The 26191-nt window shown below is 71.3% G+C and carries 24 protein-coding genes; 16 read left to right on the plus strand and 8 right to left on the minus strand.

Annotated elements, in window-relative coordinates; genetic code table 11:
- Positions 1–43: 43 nt before the first annotated feature.
- From ACT1U9_RS13090 to hemL, 4 genes are all read right to left on the minus strand, one after another.
- The gene (locus ACT1U9_RS13090; RefSeq protein WP_444538474.1) at positions 44–652 is read right to left on the minus strand and encodes a TlpA family protein disulfide reductase; all 609 of its coding nucleotides are present in this window, start codon (positions 650–652) and stop codon (positions 44–46) included.
- A gap of 123 nt (positions 653–775) precedes the next feature.
- Positions 776–1999 (minus strand): hypothetical protein, encoded by a 1224-nt coding sequence (locus ACT1U9_RS13095; RefSeq protein ID WP_444539096.1) that lies wholly within the window; start codon positions 1997–1999, stop codon positions 776–778.
- A 250-nt stretch (positions 2000–2249) separates the two neighbouring features.
- Positions 2250–2942: a histidine phosphatase family protein gene (locus ACT1U9_RS13100; RefSeq protein WP_444538475.1), complete on the minus strand. Its 693-nt coding sequence runs from the start codon at positions 2940–2942 to the stop codon at positions 2250–2252.
- Positions 2939–4261: a glutamate-1-semialdehyde 2,1-aminomutase gene (hemL, locus tag ACT1U9_RS13105; RefSeq protein WP_444538476.1), complete on the minus strand. Its 1323-nt coding sequence runs from the start codon at positions 4259–4261 to the stop codon at positions 2939–2941. Before hemL ends, ACT1U9_RS13100 begins: the two co-directional genes overlap by 4 nt.
- Before the next feature lie 142 nt (positions 4262–4403).
- On the opposite strand from hemL, the gene ACT1U9_RS13110 reads away from it, so the two are divergent.
- From ACT1U9_RS13110 to ACT1U9_RS13155, 10 genes are all read left to right on the plus strand, one after another.
- Complete coding sequence (locus ACT1U9_RS13110; RefSeq protein ID WP_444539097.1) at positions 4404–4994, plus strand: hypothetical protein; 591 nt, start codon at positions 4404–4406, stop codon at positions 4992–4994.
- Positions 4995–5212: 218 nt separating this feature from the next.
- Positions 5213–5608 carry a TOBE domain-containing protein gene (locus ACT1U9_RS13115; protein ID WP_188276502.1) on the plus strand — a complete coding sequence of 132 codons (396 nt, stop codon included), beginning with the start codon at positions 5213–5215 and terminating at the stop codon, positions 5606–5608.
- A 118-nt stretch (positions 5609–5726) separates the two neighbouring features.
- On the plus strand, positions 5727–6542 hold the full coding sequence (modA, locus tag ACT1U9_RS13120; RefSeq protein WP_444538477.1) for a molybdate ABC transporter substrate-binding protein: 816 nt from the start codon (positions 5727–5729) through the stop codon (positions 6540–6542).
- Positions 6543–6651: 109 nt separating this feature from the next.
- Positions 6652–8640, plus strand: a complete 1989-nt coding sequence (locus ACT1U9_RS13125; protein WP_444538478.1) for an ABC transporter permease — start codon at positions 6652–6654, stop codon at positions 8638–8640.
- Positions 8641–8770: 130 nt separating this feature from the next.
- Positions 8771–9133, plus strand: coding sequence for an ArsR/SmtB family transcription factor (locus ACT1U9_RS13130; protein ID WP_444539098.1), 363 nt, complete (start codon positions 8771–8773; stop codon positions 9131–9133).
- Positions 9102–11762, plus strand: coding sequence for an HAD-IC family P-type ATPase (locus ACT1U9_RS13135; protein ID WP_444539099.1), 2661 nt, complete (start codon positions 9102–9104; stop codon positions 11760–11762). The genes ACT1U9_RS13130 and ACT1U9_RS13135 overlap by 32 nt, the downstream gene beginning before the upstream one ends.
- A gap of 441 nt (positions 11763–12203) precedes the next feature.
- The gene (locus ACT1U9_RS13140; protein ID WP_444538479.1) at positions 12204–12734 is read left to right on the plus strand and encodes a GNAT family N-acetyltransferase; all 531 of its coding nucleotides are present in this window, start codon (positions 12204–12206) and stop codon (positions 12732–12734) included.
- A 178-nt stretch (positions 12735–12912) separates the two neighbouring features.
- Positions 12913–13686: a metallophosphoesterase gene (locus ACT1U9_RS13145; RefSeq protein ID WP_444538480.1), complete on the plus strand. Its 774-nt coding sequence runs from the start codon at positions 12913–12915 to the stop codon at positions 13684–13686.
- A 136-nt stretch (positions 13687–13822) separates the two neighbouring features.
- Positions 13823–14668: an NAD(P)H-binding protein gene (locus ACT1U9_RS13150; protein WP_444538481.1), complete on the plus strand. Its 846-nt coding sequence runs from the start codon at positions 13823–13825 to the stop codon at positions 14666–14668.
- A gap of 56 nt (positions 14669–14724) precedes the next feature.
- The gene (locus ACT1U9_RS13155; protein ID WP_444538482.1) at positions 14725–15465 is read left to right on the plus strand and encodes a Mut7-C RNAse domain-containing protein; all 741 of its coding nucleotides are present in this window, start codon (positions 14725–14727) and stop codon (positions 15463–15465) included.
- A gap of 19 nt (positions 15466–15484) precedes the next feature.
- On the opposite strand, the gene ACT1U9_RS13160 is transcribed toward ACT1U9_RS13155, so the two are convergent.
- On the minus strand, positions 15485–15964 hold the full coding sequence (locus ACT1U9_RS13160; RefSeq protein WP_444538483.1) for a MarR family winged helix-turn-helix transcriptional regulator: 480 nt from the start codon (positions 15962–15964) through the stop codon (positions 15485–15487).
- Positions 15965–16002: 38 nt separating this feature from the next.
- The gene (locus ACT1U9_RS13165; RefSeq protein WP_444538484.1) at positions 16003–16512 is read right to left on the minus strand and encodes a hypothetical protein; all 510 of its coding nucleotides are present in this window, start codon (positions 16510–16512) and stop codon (positions 16003–16005) included.
- A gap of 125 nt (positions 16513–16637) precedes the next feature.
- Between ACT1U9_RS13165 and ACT1U9_RS13170 the strand changes: the two genes are divergently transcribed.
- Together ACT1U9_RS13170 and ACT1U9_RS13175 are read left to right on the plus strand one after the other, a co-directional pair.
- Entirely contained in the window at positions 16638–16973 is a 336-nt protein-coding gene (locus ACT1U9_RS13170) for a YnfA family protein (protein ID WP_444538485.1), read from the plus strand.
- 101 nt (positions 16974–17074) lie between these two features.
- Entirely contained in the window at positions 17075–17839 is a 765-nt protein-coding gene (locus ACT1U9_RS13175) for an SDR family NAD(P)-dependent oxidoreductase (RefSeq protein ID WP_444538486.1), read from the plus strand.
- A 66-nt stretch (positions 17840–17905) separates the two neighbouring features.
- Here ACT1U9_RS13175 and ACT1U9_RS13180 read toward each other — a convergent pair whose 3' ends face one another.
- Positions 17906–19099: an RtcB family protein gene (locus ACT1U9_RS13180; RefSeq protein ID WP_444538487.1), complete on the minus strand. Its 1194-nt coding sequence runs from the start codon at positions 19097–19099 to the stop codon at positions 17906–17908.
- Between the two features lie 199 nt (positions 19100–19298).
- On the opposite strand from ACT1U9_RS13180, the gene ACT1U9_RS13185 reads away from it, so the two are divergent.
- From ACT1U9_RS13185 to ACT1U9_RS13195, 3 genes are all read left to right on the plus strand, one after another.
- Complete coding sequence (locus ACT1U9_RS13185; RefSeq protein WP_444538488.1) at positions 19299–20174, plus strand: DUF3558 domain-containing protein; 876 nt, start codon at positions 19299–19301, stop codon at positions 20172–20174.
- 48 nt (positions 20175–20222) lie between these two features.
- Entirely contained in the window at positions 20223–20984 is a 762-nt protein-coding gene (locus ACT1U9_RS13190; protein WP_444538489.1) for a DUF3558 family protein, read from the plus strand.
- A 116-nt stretch (positions 20985–21100) separates the two neighbouring features.
- Entirely contained in the window at positions 21101–22360 is a 1260-nt protein-coding gene (locus tag ACT1U9_RS13195; RefSeq protein ID WP_444538490.1) for a DUF2637 domain-containing protein, read from the plus strand.
- 141 nt (positions 22361–22501) lie between these two features.
- On the opposite strand, the gene lysS is transcribed toward ACT1U9_RS13195, so the two are convergent.
- Entirely contained in the window at positions 22502–24238 is a 1737-nt protein-coding gene (lysS, locus tag ACT1U9_RS13200; protein WP_444538491.1) for a lysine--tRNA ligase, read from the minus strand.
- A gap of 180 nt (positions 24239–24418) precedes the next feature.
- Between lysS and argS the strand changes: the two genes are divergently transcribed.
- Positions 24419–26179, plus strand: a complete 1761-nt coding sequence (argS, locus tag ACT1U9_RS13205; protein WP_444538492.1) for an arginine--tRNA ligase — start codon at positions 24419–24421, stop codon at positions 26177–26179.
- The last annotated feature ends 12 nt before the right edge of the window (positions 26180–26191 follow it).

Genomic DNA, 26191 nt, shown 5'->3' on the forward strand with positions numbered 1-26191 from the left:
CGTCGACTGGGCGGCCAGTGCGGTCAGGGACGCGTCCACGAGATCACTTCTCCGCGATCAGCGGGTCGATCATCTGGTGGAGCTTGGTGTCGTCGAGCGCGAGCAGCGCCCGGGCCGCGATCTTCCCGTTCCGGTCGAGCACGATCGTGGACGGAATGGCCTGCGGATTCAGACTTCCCTTCGGGAAGCGGAGAATGAGCTTGCCGATCGGGTCGTACAGGCTCGGATAGTCGACGCCGAATTGCTGCTCGAACGCGACCGCCGGGCCCTTGTCCGTGTCGCGGGTATTGATTCCCACGAACTCGACGCCCTTGGCTCTGGTGTCCTTGGCGACCTTGGCGAGATACGGGGCCTCGGCCCGGCAGGGCGCGCACCACGAACCCCACACATTCAGGACGACGACCTTGCCCTTGAGGTCGGCGACATCGATCTTCTTGCCGTCGACGGTCTCGCCGGACAGGTCCGGGGCGTTGTGCCGGTCGCCCTTGGCGACCGTCGCGATGCCGCCGGTGCCGGTGACGAACTTGGTGTCGCCGGAGCCGCCGGACGTACCGCCGGAGCTGCACGAGGTCAGGGTCAGCGCACCGGCGGCCGCGGCTGCCGTGACCAGCAGGAAGGCGCGACGGCGGGGATGGGCAGGACTCACGGACATGTGAAAAGTTTCGCATGACCGTTTGGGGGATCTTGGGCGCCCCCCTGGGTGCCCGTAAAGACCCTTGTCAAGGCCGTCTAAGAAGTCCTGCCCGTTTCACAGGCTGCCGCGCGGGCCCCCTGGTCAGGCCGTCTTGAGGAACGTGTTCCAGCCGCCGGCGGGCTGCTGGCCGACCCCGAGCGAGCGCAGCTTCGCCAGCACCTTGGGGTCCTGGACGTCGAGCCAGTCGCAGTACTGCCGGAAGGAGACCAGGCGTACGTCCTGCTTGCCCGCCATTCCCTTCAGGGCCTCCTCGACGGCGTCCATGTAGATGCCGCCGTTCCACTGCTCGAAGTGGTTGCCTATGTGGAAGGGGGCGCGATTGGTCTCGTAAGCGCGCTTGAATCCGGCGAGATAGGCCTCGGTCGCCTGCTTGCGCCAGCCCGGATAGTTCGCCGGCGGCGCCTTGGTCGAATTCTTCGACTGGTTGGCGAGGATGTTGAAGTCCATCGAGAGGACCCCGAAGGAGTGCCCCGGGAACGGTATCTCCTGGAGCGGCAGGTCCCACAGGCCGTGGCGCTTGACCGGCCAGACCTGGGTGCCGCCGGGCGAGGAGGCGTCGTAGCGCCAGCCGAGCTTCTGCGCGGTCGGCAGCAGGTTGTCCTGGCCGAGCAGACAGGGGGTGCGGCCGCCGACGAGCTCGCGCTTGTAGTCGAAGGGCAGCGGGTCCTCGTCGTGCAGACCGGTGTTGGTCTTCCAGTTGGTGACGAAGGACATCGCCTGGTCGATCTCGCTCTGCCACTGGGCGGCGGTCCAGTTGGCGACGGTGCCGTGGCCGGAGCAGAAGTGGCCGTTGAAGTGCGTGCCTATCTCATGGCCCTCGTTCCAGGCCCGGCGCACATTGGTCAGGGTCGCCTTGAGGTGCTCGTCGCTGAGGTAGCCGATGTCGGAGGCGCCGACCTTGTTGTTCGGCGGCTGGTAGAGCCGCTTCTTCGACTCGGGCAGCAGATAGAGCCCGGAGAGGAAGAACGTCATCGAGGCGCCGTGGTCCTTGGCGAGGTCGAGGAAGCGGGGGAAGAGGCCGTTGCCGACCTCGCCCGCGCCGTCCCAGGAGAAGACCACGAACTGCGGTGGGGTCTGGCCGGGTTCGAGGGGGACGGGCTTGGGGGGCTGGTGCGGCTGCTTGCCGGTGTCGGCGGTGGAACCGTCGCCGATCAGTTTGGCGTCGGGCTTCTTGTCGGCCCCGCCCTTGCCCGAGCCGGCGCTCCCGCCGCTCGAACCGTCCTTGCTGCCACAACCGGCGATACCCGCCGCGGCGGCGGCACCGAGTCCTAGGCCGAGCATTCCCCTTCGACTGAAATTGCGCATTGCGTCCGTCCCCATCGCATCGTCGTCCTCGGCGTCCACACCGGCCACGGCCGCGAGCGGACAACAGATGAGATGCGGCGGGGAGCGCGATGGTTCCCGGCCAGTCGTACAAATCTTCGCAAATCGTACGGGTCGTCAGAATCCGTACACGTAGGGCGACGAGGGGTGGTTCGGGTGGTCCGGACACGCGGCCCGGCGGAGCGGAGGGCTCCGCCGGGCGGAAACGATTCGCGTGCGGCTGTGGCCCGGCTCAGGCGCCGAAGGCCTTCGCCTTCCCCTTCACGGGCTTGGCGCCCGCGAGCAGGTGCGACGGGACCAGATCGCGCGCGGGCTCGCTGTAGCCGACCGAGACGATCTTGTCGCCCTGGTACGTGAACGTCGTCAGCGAGGCGAGCGTGCACTGCCGCTTGCGCGGGTCGTGCCAGAGCCGGCGCCGCTCCACGAACGAGCGCACGGTCCAGATCGGCAGCTGATGGCTGACCAGAACCGCCTCATGGCCACGCGCCGCGTCGCGCGCGGCGTCGAGGGCGCCCATCATCCGGACGACCTGCTCCACGTACGGCTCGCCCCAGGACGGGCGGAACGGGTTGGTCAGGTGCTTCCAGTTGGCGGGCTTGCGCAGCGCGCCGTCGCCGACGCCGAACGTCTTGCCCTCGAAGACGTTGCCCGCCTCGATCAGCCGCGCGTCGGTGGCGAGGTCGAGCCCGTGCGCCTTGGCGATCGGGGTGGCCGTCTCCTGGGCGCGCTCCAGCGGGGACGCGACGACGTGCGTGATGTCGCGGCCCGCCAGGTGCTCGGCGACCCGGTCGGCCATCTGCCGCCCGAGCTCGGAGAGGTGGTACCCGGCCCGGCGCCCGTAGAGCACGCCGTCGGGGTTGTGCACCTCGCCGTGGCGCATGAGGTGGACGACGGTGATGTCGCCGGAGGTGTCGTTGACGGTCATGCGGTGGCCTCCGCTGCGGCACGGGCGGCGACGGGCAGGGCGGCCGCGATGCGTTCGATCGCGCGCTCGTCGTGAGTGGTCGAGACGAACCAGGACTCGAAGGCGGACGGCGGCAGGTAGACGCCGTTGGCGAGCATGGCGTGGAAGAAGGCGTTGAACCGGAAGGCTTCCTGGTTCCTGGCGTCCTCGTAGTTCCGTACTTCACGGTTGGTGAAGAAGACGGAGAACATGTTGCTCGCGGTCTGGAGCCGGTGGGCGACGCCTTCCTTGGTGAGCGCGGCGCTGACGAGCCCCTGGATCTCCTTGGAGACCGCGTCGACCTTCGCGTACGCGGCGTCGTCGAGCAGCCGCAGCTGCGCGAGACCGGCGGCGGTGGCGACGGGGTTACCGGAGAGGGTGCCGGCCTGGTAGACGGGACCGGCGGGCGCGAGGTGGCCCATCACGTCGGCGCGGCCGCCGAAGGCCGCGGCCGGGAAGCCGCCGCCCATGACCTTGCCGAACGTCATGAGGTCGGGCTTCACGCCGTCGACGCCGTACCAGCCGGCCCTGCTGGTCCGGAAGCCGGTCATGACCTCGTCGGAGATGTAGAGCGCGCCGTTCTTGGCACAGGCGGCCTTGAGCCCCGCGTTGAAGCCGTCGGCGGGCGGGACGACGCCCATGTTGCCGGGCGAGGCCTCCGTGATGACGCAGGCGATCTCACCGGGGTGCGCGTGGAACGCCGCGTGCACCGCCTCCAGGTCGTTGTACGGCAGCACGATCGTGTCGCCGGCCTGGGCGCCGGTGACGCCCGGGGTGTCCGGCAGCGCGAACGTCGCCACGCCGGAACCGGCGGCGGCAAGGAGCGCGTCGACGTGGCCGTGGTAGCAGCCGGCGAACTTGATCACCTTGGCGCGGCCGGTGAAGCCGCGGGCGAGCCGGATCGCGGACATGGTCGCCTCGGTGCCCGAGGACACCAGACGGACCTGCTCGACGGGCTCGATCCGGGCGACGATCTCCTCGGCGAGCGCGACCTCGCCCTCACCGGGCGTACCGAAGGAGGTGCCGCGGGCGACGGCGGCCTGCACGGCCGCGACCACCTCGGGGTGCGAGTGCCCGAGGATCATCGGACCCCACGAGCACACCAGGTCGACGTACTCACGTCCGTCGGCGTCGGTCAGGTAGGGACCCGTACCGGACACCATGAACCGGGGCGTACCGCCCACGGCGCGGAAGGCACGGACGGGCGAGTTGACGCCGCCGGGCGTCACGAGGGACGCACGGTCGAAAAGCGTCTGCGAAACTGGGGCGTCGTATTCGTACGGATAGCTCACACAGGCCATGGTGGCAGAGGCCCGGACGTTCTTGCGGACAGGTGTTTCACCGCACCCCGGTGGGGGAGGTCACTGACACGATGATCGGGTTGCGCGGCGGGGGCCGCGCCGTCTACAAAGCAGTCGGGCTACAAGCAATCGGGTGAAAGATATGCATCGCGGTGGCGGACTGGGCGAGGGGACCGATGACCGGGGTCCCGAGCGCGCCCGTCGGCGGGGACGGCACCGGCGCGACGCGGAGGAACGGGTCGAGCGGATCGAGCGGATCGACCCCGTCACGGGTCCAGGGAACGGGAGCGGCCGAGTGGGGGTGACCTACAAGTACTTCGGCGCGCCCGACGGAGCCACCGCGGCCCGGGTGCCGATCTCGATGCGCCCCGAGGAACTCGGCGGCGACGAGCTCGGCATGGGCGGCATGTTCACCAAGATCAAGCCGGAGACGGTGGCGGCGATGGTCCTCACCGGCATCCAGGGCATACCGCTGCACAAGGTCCCCCCGCTGGAACTCGTCGTCCTGCACCCCGACTACGCGGTGGTCAAACTCCCGATGACGGTGGTCGACCCCCTGCGCGGGGTGGGCGAGGAGACGGTAGGCGCGGCGGCCTTCATCTGGTCCACGGTCCCGGACCGCGGCGGCCCCCGCGACGCGTTCAACGTGTACCAGCTGCTGCACGAGTGGCAGGACTTTTCCGTTCGGCTGCATGAGGCGGGGCATCAGCCTTATTGCCTGGTCTGGCCGTAGCGCGCCGCTCCGAGGCATCACCGGGTAACGAGGGTGGGGATTTTCGAACCCCGCCCTCGTCGCGCGTGCCGGGTCATAAGGCGGCTGTCGGACCCGGGACCGGGCCCCACACCCCCCGCCCCACCCCTTGGAGCTTTCTCCATCCCCCCTCGCACCTGCGACGTACCTACCGCCAATTCTTCTGTAAATGCGAGCTGAACTGGCCTATCTTGTGGCGCATGCAGTCCTACACCATCGGTCAGGCGGCTCGTCTGCTCGGCGTCAGTCCGGATACCGCGCGGCGCTGGGCCGATGCGGGGCGGGTGGCCACCCATCGCGACGAGAGCGGGCGTCGGCTCATCGACGGCCGTGATCTGGCCGCGTTCTCCGTCGAGGTCGCGCAGAACGGCACCGGCGAGGACGACGTCTCGTACACCTCCGCCCGTAACGCGTTCCCGGGCATCGTCACCGCTGTGAAGCTCGGCGATGTCGCGGCGCAGGTGGAGATCCAGGCGGGCCCGCACCGGCTGGTGTCGCTGCTGACCCGGGAGGCCGTCGAGGAGCTCGGTCTGGAGGTCGGCATGCAGGCCACCGCCCGCGTGAAGTCCACCAGCGTGCACATCGACCGCACCTGACGCATCCGACGCATACGTACGCACTCGTCGCTTAGCGGCGCACGCGTCGCCTACGTACGCACCATCGCGTCGTCCGTCACCGGCGCGGCCCGAACCGCATCCAAGGAGTTCCGTCCCCATGACCCGAGTACTCACTCCCCGCCGTGCCGCCTCGGCCGTTCTCACCGCCGCCCTCCTCGTTCCGCTCGCCGCCTGCGGCAGTGACAAGAAGGACGACAGCAGCACGAAGGACACCGGCAGCAGTGCGTCCGGTGCCTCCGCCGTCCCCAAGGCCAACCTCACCGTCCTCGCCGCCGCCTCCCTCACCGATGTCTTCAAGAAGGCCGGCGCCGCGTACGAGAAGGAGCACCCGGGCACCAAGGTGAAGTTCTCCTTCGCCGGGTCGCAGGAGCTCGCCGCCCAGGTCAAGCAGGGCGCCCCCGCCGACGCGCTGGTCACCGCCGACACCAAGACCATGGACGGGCTGAAGTCGGACACCGGCGCCGCCACCGTCATCGCCAAGAACCGGCTGGTCATCGCGACCGGCCAGGGCAACCCGAAGAAGGTCGGCGCGCTCAAGGACCTCGCCGACACCAAGCTGAAGGTCGTGCTCGCCGCCCCCGAGGTGCCGGTCGGCCGCTACAGCAAGAAGGTCCTGGACGCGCAGAAGATCACCGTCAAGCCGGTCTCGCAGGAGCCGAACGTACGGGCCGTCCTCAGCAAGGTCGAACTCGGCGAGGCCGACGCGGGCATCGTCTACAAGACCGACGCCGCCACCGCCACCGCCAAGGTCGAAGCCGTCGACATCCCGGACGCGCAGAACGCGGTGGCCTCCTACCCGGCCGCCACGCTCAAGACCTCCAAGAACGCCGCCGCCGCGGCCGCCTTCGTGCAGTGGCTCAGCACCCCGGAGGCGCAGAAGATCCTCCAGGACGCGGGCTTCCAGAAGCCGTAACCCCCGGGCCCGGCCCGCCTGATCGGGGGACAGGCGGGCCGGACATCCTTCGGCCGGGGCGGAACTCCCCTTCTCTCCCGGCCGGACTCCCTTCCGTCAGGAACTCCCGATGAAACGCTTCAGCGGCCGCCCTCGCCCCTTCACCCGCACCCCCCTCGCCCTCGTCGTGCCCGCGCTGCTCGCCGTCGCGTTCCTGCTGATGCCGCTCGTCGGCATCCTCGCCCGTACCTCCTGGGGCGACCTCGGTACGCATCTGAGCAGCCCCGGCGTCACCGAGGCACTGCGGCTCTCGCTGGTCGTCTCCTTCTGGGCACTCGGTCTCTCCCTCCTCCTCGGCGTGCCGCTGGCCTGGCTGCTCGCGCGCGTCGACTTCCCCGGCAAGGCGCTCGTACGCTCGCTGGTGCTGCTGCCGATGGTGCTGCCGCCGACCGTCGGCGGTGTGGCGCTGCTGCTCGGCTTCGGGCGGCGCGGGCTGCTCGGGCCGTGGCTGGAGGACACGTTCGGCATCACGCTGCCCTTCCACACCTCCGGCGCGGTCGTCGCCGCCACCTTCGTGGCCATGCCGTTCCTGGTGATCAGCCTGGAGGGCGCGCTCGGCGGACTGCGGCCGCGTTACGAGGAGACGGCCGCCTCGCTCGGCGCCTCCCCGTTCCGGGTCTTCACCACGGTCACGCTGCCCATGGTCGCGCCCGGCCTCGCCGCCGGGGCCGCGCTCACCTGGGCGCGCGCGCTCGGCGAGTTCGGCGCCACGATCACCTTCGCCGGCAATCTGCCCGGCACCACCCAGACCCTCCCCCTCCAGGTCTATCTGCTGCTCCAGGACTCCCCCGAGGCCGCCACCTCCGTCTCTCTGCTGCTGCTCGCCATCGCGATGGCCGTCCTCATCGCCCTGCGCGGGAGCTGGACCGGGGGCGCGGCCCGTTCCGTACGCGGGGCGAGTCGGACGCGTCCACATTCGCGTTCGGATTCGTCTGATTCGTATGAGGAGAACGAAGCGGATGCCGCAGAAGTTTCCGGACTTTCCGGAGGTTCCGACTCCGTTAAATCGCCTGCTTCGTACGGCAATTGGGCCCTGCACGCCGACGTCACCGGGTTCACCGAGCTGACCCTCGACGCCGCTCCCGGCACCACCATCGCCGTCGTCGGCGAGAACGGCGCCGGCAAGACCACCCTGCTGCGCGCGCTGCTCGGACTCACGCCACGCGCGCGTGCCGAGCTGCGCCTCGGCGACCAGGACGTCACCGGCCTCGCACCGCACCGGCGCGGCGTCGCCTGGGTGCCGCAGGACGGCGCGCTCTTCCCGCATATGACCGCGCTCGGCAATACCGCGTACGGGCTGCGCGCCCAGGGCGTGGCGCGCGGCGAGGCCCGGCGGGGGGCTCAGGAGTGGCTGGACCGGCTCGGGGTGGGCGCGCTCGCGCACCGCAGGCCCGGCCAGCTCTCCGGCGGGCAGGCCCAACGGGTGGCGCTGGCCCGGGCGTTGGCGGCCAGGCCGAGGCTGCTGCTGCTCGACGAGCCGCTGGCCGCGCTCGACCAGACGACCCGCGCGCGCGTGCGCCACACCCTGCGCACCCATCTCGACGGGTTCGGCGGGGTCTGCCTGATCGTCACGCACGACCCGGTCGAGGCGGTCTCGCTGGCCGACCGCGTCCTGGTGCTCGACGGCGGCCGCGCCCTCCAGGACGCCCCGCCCGCCGAGGTCACCCGGCAGCCGCGCTCCCCTTGGGTGGCGCGGATGCTCGGCCGCAACGCCTGGCCGGGCGAGGCCGCCGCCGACGGGCTGAAGCTGGCGGGCGGCGGGCGGATCGTCGCCGCCGAGCAACTGGCGGCCGGCACGCGCGCGTTGGCGATCGTCGCGCCGGAGTCGGTCTCGGTCCACCGCGACCGGCCCGGCGGCAGCCCCCGTAACACCTGGCCGGGCACGGTCCGCGAGATCACCGCGTCCGGCAGCAGGCTGCGCGTCCTGATCACCTCGGCGGGGGTGCCGGACCTGGTCGCCGAGATCACCCCGGACGCGGCCGCCGAGCTGCGCCTCGCGGAGGGCGTGGCGGTCTGGTCGAGCGTGAAGGCGACGGAGGTCACTCTCGTGGCGCTGTGAGGCGGCGCGCCGCTCCTCGACGAGCCCGGTTCCGTCGGCGTCGGCCGCGTTGTCGGTGGCCGCCTCTAGACTGGGCCGCCTGACTTCATCACGTACGTACGGACATGGGCAGGAGGCGTCGGTGAGGAATCTGACCACCGCGTCCGCCGACCGCTGCGCCGACCCGTCCGGCCCGGCGCTGGGCGAGGCGGCCGGTGTCTTCGGGCTGCTGGCGTCGCCCGCGCGACTGCACATCGTGTGGGCGCTGAGCCACGGCGAGTCGGATGTGACGGGGCTGGCCGAGCGGGTCGGCGGCGCGCTGCCGGCCGTGAGCCAGCACTTGGCGAAGCTCAAGCTGGGCGGGCTCGTGCGGTCGCGCCGCGAGGGCCGCCGGGTGGTGTATCTGGTGGACGACCCGGACGTGGCGGAGATGGTGGGCTGGCTGATAGCCCGCCTGGGCACCCGCCCCGACGCGGGCGAGAATCCGGGACTCGTCCGTGACCTGGGCGCCTGAGCGGCAGACTCCGCTGCAGGTGTTGCGCGCGCTCGACGCCGGGCCGCGCGGACTGCTGGAGTCCGAGGCGGACGCCCGCCTCGCGCTCCACGGCGAGAACGTGCTGCCCACCCGGCGTCCGCCGTCCTGGCCGCTGCGTTTCGTACGGAGCCTGCGCGACCCGTTCACGGCGGTGCTCGCGAGTCTGGCCCTGGTGTCGGCCGCCGTCGCCGCCTGGGGCACGGCGTCGGTGATCGCCGTCCTGGTCGGGGTCAGCTGCGCGCTGCGCGCGGCCGGGGAGTACCGGGCGGACCGCTCGGCGTCCGGGCTGCGCGAGCTGGTGGCGACCACGGCGACGGTCGTGCGCCGCTCGGGCCCGGACGAGGATCCGGCGCCGCGCGAGATCCCGGTGGACCAGGTGGTCCCGGGCGATGTGATCCGGCTCGGCCCCGGCGACCTGGTCCCGGCGGACCTGCGGCTGCTGCGGGCGACCGGTCTGACGATGCATCAGGCGGCGCTGACCGGGGAGTCGGCTCCCGCGCACAAGTACCCGGCCGACGAGCCGTCGTCCGGTGGCGCCTTCACCGGCTTCGACCGTCCCGAGCTGTGCTTCCAGGGCAGCAGTGTGGCCTCCGGCAGCGGTACGGGGGTGGTCGTCGCGACCGGCGCGGACACGCGGTTCGCGCTGGCCTACGGGTCGCGGCCGGGGGGTGCGTGGCTGCGGTGGGGCAGACGGCGGGCGGCTGACGCGACGCCCGGCGACCGTCGGGCCGCCCGGGCCGCCCGGCTGGCGTACGAACGCCGTACGACCGCTTTTGATCGTTCCGTGTACGGGATCTCCTGGATCCTGATCAGATTCATGCTGCTCACGCCGCCGCTCGTCCTGATGGCGAACGCGGCGCTGCGCGGGCGCGGCCTGGAGACGCTGCCGTTCGCGGTCGCCGTCGCCGTCGGGCTCACCCCTGAGATGCTGCCGGTGATCGTCACGACGGCGCTCGCGCGCGGTGCGGCGACCCTGGCCCGTACGCACGAGGTGATCGTCAAGCGGCTGCCCGCGCTGCACGATCTGGGCGCGGTCGACGTCGTGTGCGTCGACAAGACCGGCACGCTCACCCAGGACCGTCCCGTCCTGGACCGCGCGGTCGACGCGCGCGGGGCCGAGGACGCGGACGTGCTGCACTGGGCGGCCGTCAACAGCCTGTGGACGCTCCAGCTCGCCGAGATGCCGAGCACCGACGCCCTGGACGAGGCGCTGCTGGACGCCGCCGCGGGGCTGCTGCCGGACGGGCTCGACGCGCTGGAGTACGACGCGGTCGCCGCCCTCCCCTTCGACCCGGTGCGCCGACTGTCCACCGCCGTCGTGCGCACCCCGGACCGCCTCGGCAGCCACACCCTGGTCGTCAAGGGCGCCGTCGAGGACGTACTGGAGCGGTGCGCGCTCGACGACGGCGAACGCGCGCGCATCACCGCGCTCGCCGCCGCGCAGGCGGACGACGGGCTGCGGGTGCTCGCGGTGGCGCTCGCCGAGCGGCCGGCCCGTACGCGCGCGTACACCGTGGCCGACGAGCGCGGGCTCTCCTTCCGGGGCCTCGTCGCGCTGCGCGACGCGACCGCCGAGACCGCCGCCGACGCGCTCACCGCGCTCGCCCGCAGCGGGGTCGCGGTCAAGGTCCTCACCGGCGACCACCCCGGCACGGCCGCGCGCGCGTGCCGCGAGCTGGGGCTTGAGCCCGGCACCCCGGTCACCGCCGAGTCCATAGACGCTCTCGGCGACGCCGAACTGGCCGGGCTCGCCGCCCGTACGACCGTGTTCGCGCGCTGCACGCCCGAGCACAAGGCCCGGATCGTACGGGTGCTGCGCGAGCAGGGACATGTCACCGGGTTCCTCGGCGACGGCGTCAACGACCTGCCCGCGCTGCGCGCCTCGGACGTCGGGATCTGCCCGCGCGACGCGGTGGATGTGGCGCGGGAGGCGGCGGACGTGGTGCTCGCGGCGAAGGATCTGACGTCGCTGGACCACGCGATCGCGGCGGGCCGCAGGAGCGGCAGCACGATCGCGGGCTACCTCCGGATCACGCTCTCCTCGAACTTCGGCAACGTGATCGCGATGCTGACGGCGGGACTGCTGCTGCCGTTCCTGCCGATGCTTCCGTCCCAGGTGCTGGTGCAGAACCTGTGCTTCGACGCGGCGCAGTTGGCGTTCGCGTACGACCGGCAGGATCCGGCGTCGCTGCGGCGGCCGTTGCGGCTGGCTCCGGGGGAGGTGCTGCGGTTCGTCACCGGGTTCGGGCTGCTGAACGCGGCGGCCGACCTCGCGACGTTCGCGGTGCTGGCGTGGGCGGTGCATGCGGGGGCCGACGCGTCCGGGCAGGCGTCGTTCCACACCGGGTGGTTCACCGAGAACCTGCTGACGCAGGCGTTGGTGATGGTGCTGCTGCGTACGGGCCGTGGGGCGGCGGCGGGTCGTCTCGGGCCTGTGCCGGTGGCGGCGGCGGTGCTGGCCGCGGTGGGTCTGCTTCTGCCCCTCACCCCTGTGGGGGCGGTGCTGGGGATGGGGGCGTTGCCGGTCGTGTACTACCCGCTGTTGGGTGTGGTGCTGGCGCTGTATGCGGCGGGGTTGGCGTGGTGCGGCAGGGGACGCACGGGGTGACCTCCCCCACCCCGCCCGTTCCCTTAACCCTCCGGGGGTGGGCGGGGGGTTGAGGCGGTCTCCCGGGGGCTCCGCCCCCGGCCCCCTTTTGCGGGGCCTGCGGCCCCTGCACCCCGCTGGGGGTGTGTGGGTACGTGGGGCTTCGCCCCGTGCACCCCACTTCTTCTGCGGACCGTGCTGGGTTGCTCGCGCAGTTCCCCGCGCCCCTAAGAGGGCCCGAAGGGCCCATCAAAGGAGGGCCCGAAGGGCCCATTAAGGGGCGCGGGGAACTGCGCGACCAGCCCCCACCGGTCCGCAGATGGACAACCGGCCGCCCGCCCAGGGCTTTCGGGAAGGGGCGGGGTGGGGAAATGCCCGCCGCAGGCGGGGCGCGGGGGGGTCCGGGGCCGAGCCCCGGCAGTCCGCCTCGCCACTGTCACACCCCCCACCTAAAGTCCCCCCATGGCCACCCACAACACCCAAGACATCCGCCTCACCCCCTGGTCCCCCGACGACCTCCCCCTCCTCCAGCGGTCCAACTCCCCCGAGATGACCGCCCACGTCGGCGGACCCGAGGACGAGGAGACGCTGCTCACGCGGCAGTGGAAGTACGTCGAACTCAGCGCACGGCCCGCCACCGAGGGGCGGATGTTCCGGGTCGAGCTCGCCGAGAGCGGCGAAGCCGTGGGCTCCGTGGGGTACTGGCCCCGCGTATGGCAGGGCGAGGACGTGTACGAGACGGGCTACGGGATTCTGCCCGAGTTCCAGGGGCGAGGGCTCGCCGTCGCCGCGATCCGCGCCGCCGCCGACGCCGCGCGCGACGCGGGCGGGCGCCGCCACCTGCACGCCTTCCCCTCCGTCGACAACACCGCCTCCAACGCCGTCCTGCGCAAGGCCGGCTTCCACCTCCTGACCGAGGTCAAGTTCGAGTACCCGCCGGGCCATTGGCTCACCTCCCACGACTGGTGCCGCGACCTGACCCGGACGGACTGACCCGGCCACTCCACTCCTCCACGACGGACCGACTCGGCCACTCCACCCCCCGGCAGGCCACTCCGCGCCGATCGGCCCTTGAACCCCGCGCCGCGCACCCCCTAGAGTCCCCTCCGTACGAGCTAATGGGACAAAATACTTCAACCATTAGCCACCACGCGTCACCCAGGGGGATCCCGTGCTGCTGGCCCACATCAGTGATCTGCATCTCGACGGGGGCGCGCGGGCCGCGCAACGCGCCGCGCGCGTCGTCGAGTTCATCAACGCGATGTCCCGCCGCCCCGACGCCGTCCTGGTCACCGGCGACATCGCGGACCACGGCGCCCCGGCCGAGTACGCCGAGGCGGCCGAACTGCTCGCCCGTATCGACGCCCCCGTCCTCACCTGCCCCGGCAACCACGACGACCGCGCCGCGTACCGCAAGGGCCTCCTCGACCTCCCGGGCGGGCCGAGCACGACAAAGGGCGCCGCCCCGGACCCGTACGCACCCGTCAACCGCCTGCACCGCGTGGGCGATTACGCGATCCTCATGCTCGACTCGACGATCCCCGGCGAGGACCCGGGCGTGTTCGAGGACGCCACGCTGGAGTGGCTGGCCCGCACGCTCGACGGGCTCGGCGACACCCCGGCACTGGTCGCCTTCCACCACCCGCCGTGCGCGATCCACCACGAGTACCTGGACTCGACCAACCTCACCAACGGCGACCGGTTCGCGGAGGTGCTCGCCGGGCGCGACAACATCGCGGCCGTACTCGTCGGGCACGCCCACACCCCGGCCGCGACCACGTTCGCGGGGCGGCCGCTGCTCATCGCGCCGGGCGTGACGTCGACGCTGCGGCTGCCGTGGGAGCCGGGCGAGGGCCTGGTCAACCGCACGTCGCCGCCCGGCATCGCCTTCCACATCCTCGACGCGGACCGGCGGACCATGACCCACTTCCGGGTCGTCGAGTAGCACCCGGAAGCGCACGTCCGGAGCAAGGCCCACCGTAATCCCGCTTGACCGGTGGGCCTTCTTCACCGATATTTATCTGTGTCACGCAGATTATGCGAGACGCAGCAACATCCCCCGACCCTCCGAAAGGCCCTCCATGTCCTCCCCCGTCCTCGTCACCGGCAGCCGCGGCGCCATCGGCTCCGGCCTCGTCTCCCGGCTCCGCGCCGCCGGGCTCCCCGTCCGCGCCGCCTCCGCCGCCCCCGAGAAGCTGGATCTGCCCGACGACGTCGAGACCGTACGGCTGCGGCTCGGCGAGCCCGGCACCTTCCCCGCCGCGCTCGCGGGTGTGCGGCAGGTGTTCCTGTACGCCGACCCCACCCACGTCGACGCGTTCCTCGCCGCCGCGAAGGCCGCCGGGGTCGAGCACATCGTGCTGCTCTCCTCCAGCTCCGTCCTGTACGCGGGCGCCGAGGACAACCCCATCGCCCAGCGGCACCTCGCCGTCGAACAGGCGCTGACCGCCTCCGGCATCGACGCCACGCTCCTGCGACCCGGCGCCTTCGCGGGCAACGCGGCCGGCTGGGCCTGGTCGATCAAGTCGACCGGCACGGTCGAGGTGCCGTACCCGGGTACGCACGCCAGCCCCATCCACCAAGACGACGTCGCCGACGCCGCGTTCGCGGTGCTCACCGAGCCCCGGCTGCGCGGGGCCGCGTACCACCTCACCGGGCCCGAATCCCTCACCGCCGCCCAGCAGATCGCGGCGCTCGGCGCGGCGATCGGCCGGGACATCGCCGTCGAGACGGTGAGCCCCGAGGCGTGGAAGGCCGCGATGTCCGCGTACATGGACGACGCCACCGCCGACGCGCTGCTCGACTACTTCGCCGCGTACGACGGCCGCCCGGACACCGTCACCCGGGGCGTCGAAGAGCTGACGGCGCGTCCGGCCCGTACGTTCGCCGACTGGGCCGCCGAGAACGCGGACACGTTCCGCCCGTAGGCGGCAAGAACCGAAATGCGTGGCCCGGCCCCGTCGCCCGATGGCATCCTGACGGCGTGAACGGACCGGAGATCACCTGCCACTTCGCCCCTGAGCTGCACCTCTTCATCGCGGCCGAGCGCCGCGAGGGGCGTACGGCCGTGGTCACCGACGGCTCGTCGACGCTCGGCCATGTCGTCGAGTCCCTCGGCGTCCCGCTGACCGAGGTCGGTCAGCTGCTCGTCGACGGCCGCGAGGTCCCGGTCTCACACATCCCGCGCGCGGACGAGACCGTCGAAGTGCGCCCCGTCACCCGCCCCCAGCAGGTCCCCGGCGCCCCGCTCCGCTTCCTCCTGGACGTCCATCTCGGCACGCTGGCACGGCGGTTGAGGCTGCTCGGCGTCGACGCGGCGTACGAGAGCGAGGACATCGGCGACCCGGCGCTCGCCGCGCGGTCGGCGGCCGAGAAGCGCGTCCTGCTCTCCCGGGACCGCGGGCTGCTGCGGCGCCGCGAGATCTGGGCGGGCGCGTACGTCTACAGCCACCGGCCCGAGGACCAACTCCGGGACGTACTGGAACGGTTCGCCCCCGTCCTCGCCCCCTGGACCCGCTGCACCGCCTGCAACGCGCCGCTGCGCGCGGCCGACAAGGACACGGTCCGCGAGCGTCTGGAACACGGGACGAGCAGCACGTACGACGTCTTCGCCGCGTGCACGTCCTGCGACCGGGTGTACTGGCGCGGCGCCCACCACTCGCGCCTCGAAGCGATCGTCGACGGGGCGATGGCCGAGTTCGGCGGGGCGGCACACGGCCACTGACGGCCCGTCACGCGAGGGGTTACAGCTCCCCGCCCCGCAGCTGTTCGATCTGCGTGCCCGCGAGCTCGACCGTGCGGTGCATATGGGCGATGAGCAGCGCGATCTCGTCGTCCCCGTACGCGTCGAACATCGCGAACCAGGCCCCGTTCAGCTTCCCCCACACCGCCCCGAACTCGGCCATCCGCTCGGGCACGGCCTCGACGAGCACCTTGCGCCGGTCCTCGGTGTCGCGCCGACGCGTGACGTAACCCGCCTTCTCCAGCCGGTCGACGAGCCGCGTCGCCGACCCGGTGGTGAGCCCGGTCAGCTCGGCGATCCGCCCGGTGGTGACGGGGCCGGGCTCCAGGCCGAGGAGGTTGAGGCACTGGAGATCGGTGGGGTGCAGCCGCAGATGGTCGGCGAGCGCCTGGTTGAACAGGGCGTACGAGGCCATGTAGCGGCGCGACGCGGTGCCGAGCTCACCCATGAGACGGGCACGGTCCTTGTTCTTCTGCGGCATGCAGAAATTGTACGGCGCAGAGGGCAACCAACGGCCGCTCAGTACGCGTACTTGTCCCCGGTCGCCGGAGCCAGCACCCGGTGCGTGTTGTTGTTCGGGTTGCGGTCCCGCGCGCCGCCGCTCCATGAGGTGCTGATGTTCACGACCACCTCGGCCGGGCTGCCCGCGACGCGCAGGTCGAGCGCGAACGGCCGCCCCGCCCCGGCCGCCCGCATCGGTCCGGTCGAGCAGAACACGGTCTCCGGGCTCCCGCGCAGGCACCCCGGAGGCAGCTCCTCGACACCGGCCAGCGGCGTGGAGAACCGCAGCCGCACGGTGGCGTCCGGGACCGCGCCCGGCCCGTGGTTGGACGGCTCGACCCACACGCCGACGCGTCCGTTCCAGAAGGAGACGTGCCCGTGGTACGCGAGATCGGCCTCGACACCGGGTGCGGCGACGGGCGGCGCGACGGCATCAGGGCCCACGGCACGCCCCACCGGATCACCCACACCCTGAGCCGCCCCGGCCGACGGCCCCCACACCGCCGCCAGCGCGACAACAGCCCCCACCCACAAGCCTCTGGACCCCCTGAGCATCCCAAGCATGCCCGAAAGATACCTTTAACGGGTTATATTCCCGTTTCGCCACCCCGACACGGAAAAAGAGGCGGGTCCCCTCATGCCACGCTGACCCCATGCTCGTAGCCCGCTCCATCACCCTCTTCCTCCTCGCCGCCGTCTTCGAGATCGGCGGCGCCTGGCTCGTCTGGCAGGGCGTCAGGGAGCACCGGGGCTGGATCTGGATCGGGGCGGGGGTGATCGCGCTCGGCGTGTACGGGTTCGTGGCGACCCTTCAGCCGGACTCCGAGTTCGGCAGGATCCTGGCCGCGTACGGCGGAGTGTTCGTCGCCGGTTCGCTGGCGTGGGGCATGGTGGCGGACGGCTACCGCCCGGACCGCTGGGACGTCACCGGCGCGCTGATCTGCCTGGCCGGGGTCGCGGTCATCATGTACGCCCCGCGCGGCCGCTGAACGTACGCCCCGCGCGGCCGCTGAGCGAGACGCCCCCGGCACCTTTACTTGGCGTCCGCCTATCCTGGCCGCAATACGATCATCCGCGCGAGGAGTACGCCATGACCGCCACCGGGACCCCCATCGCCGTCGTCACCGGAGCGAGCAGCGGCATCGGTGCCGCCACCGCACGGCAGCTCGCCGCCGCCGGCTACCGCGTGGTGCTCACCGCGCGCCGCAAGGACCGCATCGAGGCGCTGGCCGCCGAGATCAACGAGGCGGGCCACCAGGCCACCGCGTACCCTCTGGACGTCACCGACCGCGCGGCCGTCGACGCCTTCGCCACCGCGTTCCGTACGATCGCGGTCCTCGTCAACAACGCGGGCGGCGCTCTCGGCGCGGACCCGGTCGCCACCGGCGACCCGGCCGACTGGCGCCAGATGTACGAGACGAACGTCATCGGCACCCTCAACCTCACCCAGGCCCTGCTGCCCGCCCTGGACGCGTCCGGCGACGGCACGGTCGTCGTCCTCTCCTCGACGGCGGGCCACGGCACGTACGAGGGCGGCGCGGGCTATGTCGCCGCGAAGAACGGCACCCGCGTCATCGCCGAGACCCTGCGCCTGGAGATCGTCGGCCGCCCGGTCCGCGTGATCGAGATCGCGCCCGGCATGGTCAAGACGGAGGAGTTCGCCACGACCCGCTTCGGCGGCGACACCGAGAAGGCGGCCAAGGTCTACGCGGGCGTGGCCGAGCCCCTGACGGCCGACGACGTGGCCGAGACGATCACCTGGGCGGTAACCCGCCCGCCCCACGTCAACATCGACCTCCTGATCGTCCGCCCCCGAGCCCAGGCCTCCAACACGAAGGTGCACCGGGAGCTGTAAGCGATACGCGAAGTGGGCCGCCGGGCACCCGCCCGACGGCCCACCCGGCCGTTCAAGAACAAACGATCAGCCCTTCACGCACACGACCTGCTTGAGCTTCGCGACGACCTCCACCAGGTCCCGCTGCTGCTCGATGACCTTCTCGATCGGCTTGTACGCGCCCGGGATCTCGTCCACGACGCCGGAGTCCTTGCGGCACTCCACGCCCCGCGTCTGCTCCTCCAGGTCCCGCGTCGAGAACTTCCGCTTCGCCGCGTTCCGGCTCATCTTGCGGCCCGCGCCGTGCGAGGCCGAGTTGAAGGACGCCGCGTTGCCGAGGCCCTTGACGATGTACGAGCCGGTGCCCATCGAGCCCGGGATGATCCCGTAGTCGCCGGAGCCGGCCCGGATCGCGCCCTTACGCGTGACCAGCAGGTCCATGCCGTCGTACCGCTCCTCCGCCACGTAGTTGTGGTGGCAGCTGATCACCGGCTCGAAGGTCACCTTCGCCTTCTTGAACTCCTTGCGGACCACGTCCTGGAAGAGCGCCATCATGATCGCGCGGTTGTGCTTCGCGTACTCCTGCGCCCAGAAAAGATCGTTCCGGTACGCCGCCATCTGCGGGGTGTCCGCGATGAAGACGGCGAGGTCGCGGTCGATCAGGCCCTGGTTGTGCGGCAGCTTCTGCGCCTCGCCGATATGGAAGTCGGCGAGCTCCTTGCCGATGTTCCGGGACCCGGAGTGCAGCATCAGCCAGACCGAACCCGACTCGTCGAGACAGAACTCGATGAAATGATTCCCGGATCCGAGCGTTCCCATCTGCTTCACGGCCCGTTCCTGACGGAACTTGACCGCATCAGCCACCCCCTCGAACCGCCCCCAGAAGTCCTCCCACCCCGCCGTGGCGAAGCCGTGGAAGCGGGTCGGGTCGACCGCGTCGCCGTGCATGCCGCGCCCGACCGGGATCGCCTCCTCGATCTTGGAGCGGAGGCGGGACAGGTCGCCCGGGAGGTCGTTCGCGGTCAGGGATGTGCGCACCGCCGACATTCCGCAGCCGATGTCGACACCGACCGCCGCCGGGCAGACCGCGCCGTGCATCGCGATGACCGAGCCGACGGTGGCGCCCTTGCCGTAGTGGACGTCCGGCATCACGGCCAGGCCCTTGATCCACGGCAGCGTGGCGACATTGCGCAGCTGCTGCATCGCCACGTCCTCGACCGTCGTGGGGTCCGCCCACATCCTGATCGGGACCTTTGCGCCCGGCACCTCTACGTACGACATAATTCCTCGTTCCCCCGTGGAGCTGATTCATCCGAAAAGTCTCTATGGCGCCAGCATGCGCCCGAAGCGCAATAACCGTCACCAAAGACCACAAACAGGACAGTGGACCGGCGTTCACGGCAGCGCGTGCGATAGACATTGTGTCCAGCGGCCGCCCCCGGGCGGCAACCGTTTTTCTCCCGAAAGGAGCCTGGGAACCGTGCAGCGAAAGGCGTACGTGACCGGTGTGGCGCTCCTCGTGGCGCTGACCGCGGGCTGCTCCTCGGGTTCCGGCGGTGGCGGGCCGAGCGGCGACTCGAAGGCGGGCGCGCCCAAGGCGGCCGCCGCGCAGCCCGGCCGGTACCGGACGCTGCCCGAGCCGTGCCGGGCCGTGAACAAGGGTGTCCTCAAGGACATGCTGCCGGGCGCCGCCGAGCTGCCGGACGACCAGAAGGCCAAGGCGTACGAGGGGGTCGCGGAGCTCACGTACGACACCGACCGGCGCGTCGGCTGCCGGTGGAAGGACGAGTCGCCGGACGGTGTGCGCCGGCTGTACGTCGACTTCGAGCGGGTCGTCTCGTACGACCCGGCCGTCAGCGACGACGACCAGGCGAAGGCGGTGTACGGCAAGAAGCAGACGGCCGCGAAGCTGCCCGCGCCGACGGACGGCGACAAGACCGGCGCGCACACCGGCGGCGCCGGCAAGGGCACCACCGGGCCGGGCACCTCCCCGTCCCCGACCCCGTCGCCGAAGTCCTCCGGGCTGAACGCCCTGAGCGAGGCCGCCACCCCGGCCGCCTCGACGCCCGTCTCCCCGCCCGCCTCCGGCGGTCCCGCGGGTCCGCCCGACGGGCTTCAGCCGCGGGTGCTCAGCGGGCTCGGCGACGCCGCCTTCCTGAACGACGTGCTGGTGACGAGCGGCTCGGCCGTGCAGCGGCGTACCGTCACCGTCGTCTTCCGCACCTCCAACGTGATCGTGACCGTCGAGTACACGGAACAGCCCACCTCCCCGAACGCCCTCGCCCCCGACAGCCAGGAACTCCAGGAGAAGTCCCGGGCCCTGGCCGCCAAGCTCGTCGACATCTTCGGCGAGTAGGCACGTCGAAACCCAGCGAACAGCGAACACCTAAGGACGCGTAGAACCATGCACCGAACCGCCCCGGCCACCACCCCGCGCACGCGGCTCGCCCGTGTGCTCGCCTGCGCCGCCGTCCCCGTGATGCTCGTCGCCGTCGGCTGCTCGTCGGACTCCGGCGGCGGGGACAAGAAGAAGGCCGACGACGGCTCCTCGTCGTCGGCCGCCGCGCCCAGCGGCAAGAAGTCCTCGGCCCCGACCGTGGCGCCCGCGAAGTACGCCAAGCTGCCCGACCCGTGCAAGGCGCTGTCGGAGAAGACGATCGACAACCTGGTGCCGAAGGCGAAGTCCAAGTCGGGCACGGCGGGCAATTCCACGGACGTGGCCTCGCAGGGCACCTGCTCCTGGAACGGCCTGGACGACAAGGGCGTGAAGGGCTCGCAGTACCGCTGGCTGGACGTCTCGCTCAAGCGGTTCGTCTCGGACCAGGCCGTCGGCAGCGGCGACCAGCGCGCGGCCAAGGAGTACGCCCGGGTGCTGACCGCGACAAAGGCGACCGACGGCGCCAAGAACGTGAAGTCGACGCCGGTCAGCGGCATCGGCGACGAGGCGACGGCCTTCTCCTTCGACCTGAAGAAGACCGACGAGGACTTCAAGAACGTGGTCGTCGTGGCGCGTACCGCGAACGCGGTCGTCGTGCTCGACTACAACGGTGCGGGCTACCAGGGCGCGGACACCCCGGACTCCGGTGATCTGATGAAGGACGCGCAGGCCGCGGCCAAGGAGGCCGTCGCCTCGGTCGCCGCCGCGAACGGCGGCGCCAAGCAGTAGTCCAACGGGTAACGAGCCGGGCTCGATACGGAGTCCTGCCCTCCCCTGTGGGCGGGACTCCGTACTCATGTGCCAGGCTTTGCGCGCCGGTTGTCGACAACGGAGGGGGATCGCGGGTGGCCGCGACGCAGCTGACGCGCACGCATCGCATACTCATCGGGGTGGTGGTCGCGGGTGCGGTGGTCATTGCCGGGATCGGGTTCGCGGGTTCTTACGCGGCGGTGCGCGCGCTCGCCGAGAAGAAAGGTTTCGGGAACTTCTCCCTCGTCTTCCCGATAGGCATCGACGCGGGCATCTGTGTGCTCCTCGCGCTCGACCTGCTGCTGACCTGGATCCGTATCCCGTTCCCGCTGCTTCGCCAGACGGCCTGGCTGCTGACGGCCGCCACCATCGCCTTCAACGGCGCCGCGGCCTGGCCGGACCCGCTCGGGGTCGGCATGCACGCGGTGATCCCGGTCCTGTTCGTCGTCGCCGTCGAGGCCGCGCGCCACGCGGTGGGGCGGATCGCGGACATCACCGCCGACAAGCACATGGAGGGCGTGCGCCTCACGCGCTGGCTGCTCTCCCCCGTGCCGACGTTCCGCCTGTGGCGCCGGATGAAGCTGTGGGAGCTGCGCTCGTACGAGCAGGTCATCAAGCTCGAACAGGACCGGCTCGTGTACCGCGCCCGCCTCCAGGCCCGTTATGGGCGCGCGTGGCGGCGCAAGGCGCCGGTCGAGTCGCTGATGCCGCTGCGGCTGGCGCGGTTCGGTGTGCCGCTGTCCGAGACCGGCCCGGCCGGCCTCGCCGCCGCCGGTATCGAGCCGACCCTGCTGCCGACGGCCCCGCCGGTGAAGCCCGTGGTGAGCGCGACGCCCCAGCCGGTCGAGCTTCCGGCCGCGCCCGCGCCCCAGCCTGCGCCCGCCGCGGAAGCCCCCGTCCAGCCCCAGCAGGCTCAGGAGCAGCCCGGGGCCGTCCCCGCGGGCGTTCCCGACGAGAGCCCGTGGTTCGCCGCGCAGCAGCTCTCCCAGGACGCGTACGAGGGCACGTACGACCCGCAGTACGTCGAGGGGCTTGAGCCGACCCCGGTGATGGTCCCGGCGGGCCCCGGCCGCACCCGGCCGCTGGGCAACGCGCCCGAGCATCCGATGCCCGCGCCTATGGCTCACGCCGAGGAGACGATGCCGGAGGATGTCGCGTTCGCCGACCTCGCGTACAAGGTCTTCGTCGAGTTCGTGAACGAGCACAACGACTATCCGGCCGTCGAGGCGCTGGAGATACACCTCGCAGACGGGCATGGCGCGACGCATCCGCGTGGGGCGGCGCTGCTGCGGCGCCTGATGCCGGACTTCAAGCAGCGGTACCACGCGGAGCTTGAGGCCGACCACATCGCGTAGCCCCTCCGGGGCGGTTGTTTTGTCTGCGGGCCGGTGGGGGCTGGTCGCGCAGTTCCCCGCGCCCCTAGGAGGTTGCGGGGCACGCAGAGCCGAAAGGGGGCCCGGGGCTTTCGCCCTGGACCCCCTTCCCGTTACGTACGGCTAGGCCGCGAGCAGCTTCCTCACCCGGTCCGCCCCCACCGCAAGCAGCAGCGTGGGCAGACGGGGACCCGTGTCGCGGCCCACCAGCAAGTGGTACAGGAGCGCGAAGAACGTGCGCTGGGCCGTCTTGATCTCCGGGGGGAGCTCCTTCGGCGTGGCGTCGGCGGAGAAGCCGGCCTGGACCTTCGGGACGCCGTAGACCAGGTGGGTCAGGCCGTCGAGCGACCAGTGGTCGTCGAGGCCGTCCACCAGGAGCCGCAGCGACTCGCGGGCCGCGTCGTCGAGCGTGGCCAGGAGCTCGGTGTCGGGCTCCGAGCGCACCACGGTCCGCTGGTCGGCCGGGACCTGCGTGTTGATCCACGCCTCCGCCTTGTCGAGGCGCGGGCGCACCTCGTCCAGGGAGGAGAGCGGGTTCGCCGGGTCCAGGTCGCTCAGGATCCGGATGGTCTGCTCGTCGTGGCCGGCGGTGATGTCGACGACCGAGGCGAGCGTGCGGTACGGCATCGGGCGTGTGGTGCGCGGAAGCTCACCGGCGGCGGTGCGCACCGCACGCGAGTACGCGGCGGCGTCGGCCGGGAGGACCGAGCCGTCGGCGACCTTCGCCTCCAGCTTGTCCCACTCGTCGTAGAGCCGCTGGATCTCCTGGTCGAAGGCGATCTTGAACGACTGGTTGGGACGGCGCCGCGCGTACAACCAGCGCAGCAGCTGCGGCTCCATGATCTTCAGCGCGTCGCCCGGGGTCGGCACGCCGCCCTTGGACGAGGACATCTTGGCCATGCCGCTGATGCCGACGAAGGCGTACATCGGGCCGATCGGCTGCTCGCCGCCGAAGATCGACACGATCTGGCCGCCGACCTGGAACGAGGAGCCGGGCGAGGAGTGGTCGACGCCCGAGGGCTCGAAGATCACACCCTCGTACGCCCAGCGCATCGGCCAGTCGACCTTCCAGACCAGCTTGCCGCGGTTGAACTCGCTCAGCTTCACGGTCTCCGCGAAACCGCAGGCCGAGCAGGTGTAGGCGAGCTCGGTGCTCTCGTCGTCGTACGACGAGACCGTGGTGAGGTCCTTGCCGCAGCCGCCGCAGTACGGCTTGTACGGGAAGTAGCCCGCCGAGCCCGTGCCGTCGTCCTCGCCCGCAGCCCCCGAGCCCTCGGCGGCCTCCAGCTCGGCCTCGTCGACCGGCTTCTGGCCCTTCTTGGCGGGGGCCTTCTTGGTGCGGTACTGCTCCAGGATCGCGTCGATGTCGCCGCGGTGCTTCATCGCGTGCAGGACCTGCTCACGGTAGACGCCCGAGGTGTACTGCGCGGTCTGGCTGATCCCGTCGTACTCGACGCCGAGCTCGGCCAGGGCCTCGGTCATCGCGGCCTTGAAGTGCTCGGCCCAGTTCGGGTACGCCGAGCCGGCCGGGGCCGGGACGGAGGTCAGCGGGCGGCCGATGTGCTCGGCCCACGACTCGTCGACACCGGGGACGCCGTTGGGCACCTTGCGGTAGCGGTCGTAGTCGTCCCACGAGATCAGGTGACGGACCTCGTGACCGCGCCGCCGGATCTCGTCGGCGACCAGGTGCGGGGTCATGACCTCACGGAGATTGCCCAGGTGAATGGGTCCGGAGGGGGACAGTCCGGACGCGACGACGACCGGTTTGCCAGGCGCACGACGCTCCGAGTCCTCGATGACCTCGTCCGCGAAACGGGAGACCCAGTCGGTCTCGGTGCTGCTCTGAGCCACGGTCGGCACGTCCTTCTTTCTCGTACGCAATGGAGAGGCTGGCGTGCCCATTGTCCCAGACGGAAGCGGGCGCTCAGGGGTTGCGTTGATTACCGGAGAAACGGGAGTGGCCACCATGGGAGAATCGGCCTGTACGTATCCACGCCCGCGCCCGGCGCGCGTGCGGCCAACCGACAGGAAACGGCACCCATGGCATCGGTCCCTTCCCTCGCTTCCACAGTCCAGCAGCGCCTGGCGGACGCCCTCTCGGCAGCCCTGCCGGAGGCCGGCTCCACCGACCCGCTGCTGCGACGAAGCGACCGGGCCGACTTCCAGGCCAACGGCATCCTGGCGCTCGCGAAGAAGCTCAAGGGCAACCCGCGCGAGCTGGCGACGAAGGTCACCGACGCGCTGGAGGCGGGTGACGTTCTGAAGGACGTCGAGGTCTCGGGCCCCGGCTTCCTCAACATCACGCTCACCGACGCGGCGATCACCAGGACGCTGGCCGCGCGCGCGGCCGACGACCGGCTCGGCGTGCCGCTGAAGGAGAACCCGGGCGTCACGGTCGTCGACTACGCCCAGCCGAACGTGGCGAAGGAGATGCATGTCGGCCATCTGCGCTCGGCGGTCATCGGCGACGCGCTGCGCGGCATGCTCGACTTCACCGGCGAGAAGACGATCGGCCGCCACCACATCGGCGACTGGGGCACCCAGTTCGGCATGCTCATCCAGTACCTGATCGAGAACCCCGGCGAGCTGGCCCCGGCCGGGGACGTCGACGGCGAGCAGGCGATGAGCAACCTGAACCGCGTCTACAAGGCGTCCCGCGCGGTCTTCGACTCCGACGACGCGTTCAAGGAGCGGGCCCGCAAGCGGGTGGTCGCCCTCCAGTCGGGCGACAAGGAGACGCTGGAGCTGTGGCAGCAGTTCGTGGACGAGTCGAAGGTCTACTTCTACTCGGTCTTCGAGAAGCTGGACATGGAGATCCGCGACGACGAGATCGTCGGCGAGTCCGCGTACAACGAGGGCATGCCCGAGACCGCCCGCCTCCTGGAGGAGATGGGCGTCGCGGTGCGCTCCGAGGGCGCGCTCGTCGTCTTCTTCGACGAGATCCGCGGCAAGGACGACAAGCCGGTCCCGCTGATCGTCCAGAAGGCCGACGGCGGCTTCGGCTACGCGGCCTCCGACCTGACCGCGATCCGCAACCGCGTCACCGACCTGCACGCCACCTCGCTGATCTACGTCGTGGACGTGCGCCAGTCGCTGCACTTCAAGATGGTCTTCGAGGCGGCGCGGCGCGCGGGCTGGCTGACCGACGACGTCACCGCCCACAACATGGGCTACGGCACGGTCCTCGGCGCGGACGGCAAGCCGTTCAAGACCCGTGAGGGCGAGACGGTCAAGCTGGAGGACCTCCTCGACGAGGCCGCCGAGCGGGCCACGGCGGTCGTGCGTGAGAAGGCCGAGAGGGTGGGCCTGACCGAGGACGAGATCGTCGAGAACGGCCGGTACGTGGGCATCGGCGCCGTGAAGTACGCGGACCTGTCGACGTCGGCCAACCGCGACTACAAGTTCGACCTGGACCAGATGGTGTCGCTCAACGGCGACACGTCGGTCTACCTCCAGTACGCGTACGCCCGGATCAAGTCGATCCTGCGCAAGGCCGACTCCGCGCGGCCGACGGCCCACCCCGAGCTCGCGCTCGCCCCGGCCGAGCGCGCCCTCGGCCTGCACCTGGACGCGTTCGGCGAGCTCCTCACGGAGGCCACGGCCGAGTACGCGCCGCACAAGCTGGCCGCGTACCTGTACCAGCTGGCGTCGCTGTACACGACGTTCTACGACCAGTGCCCGGTCCTGAAGGCCGAGTCGGCGGAGCTGGTGGAGAACCGCCTGTTCCTGTGCGACCTGACCGCCCGGACGCTGCACCAGGGCATGGCCCTGCTGGGCATCCGGACGCCGGAGCGCCTGTAACTCCCGTGCCGG

Source organism: Streptomyces sp. BR1 (genome assembly GCF_052373795.1).
In the GTDB taxonomy this organism is placed as follows: domain Bacteria; phylum Actinomycetota; class Actinomycetes; order Streptomycetales; family Streptomycetaceae; genus Streptomyces.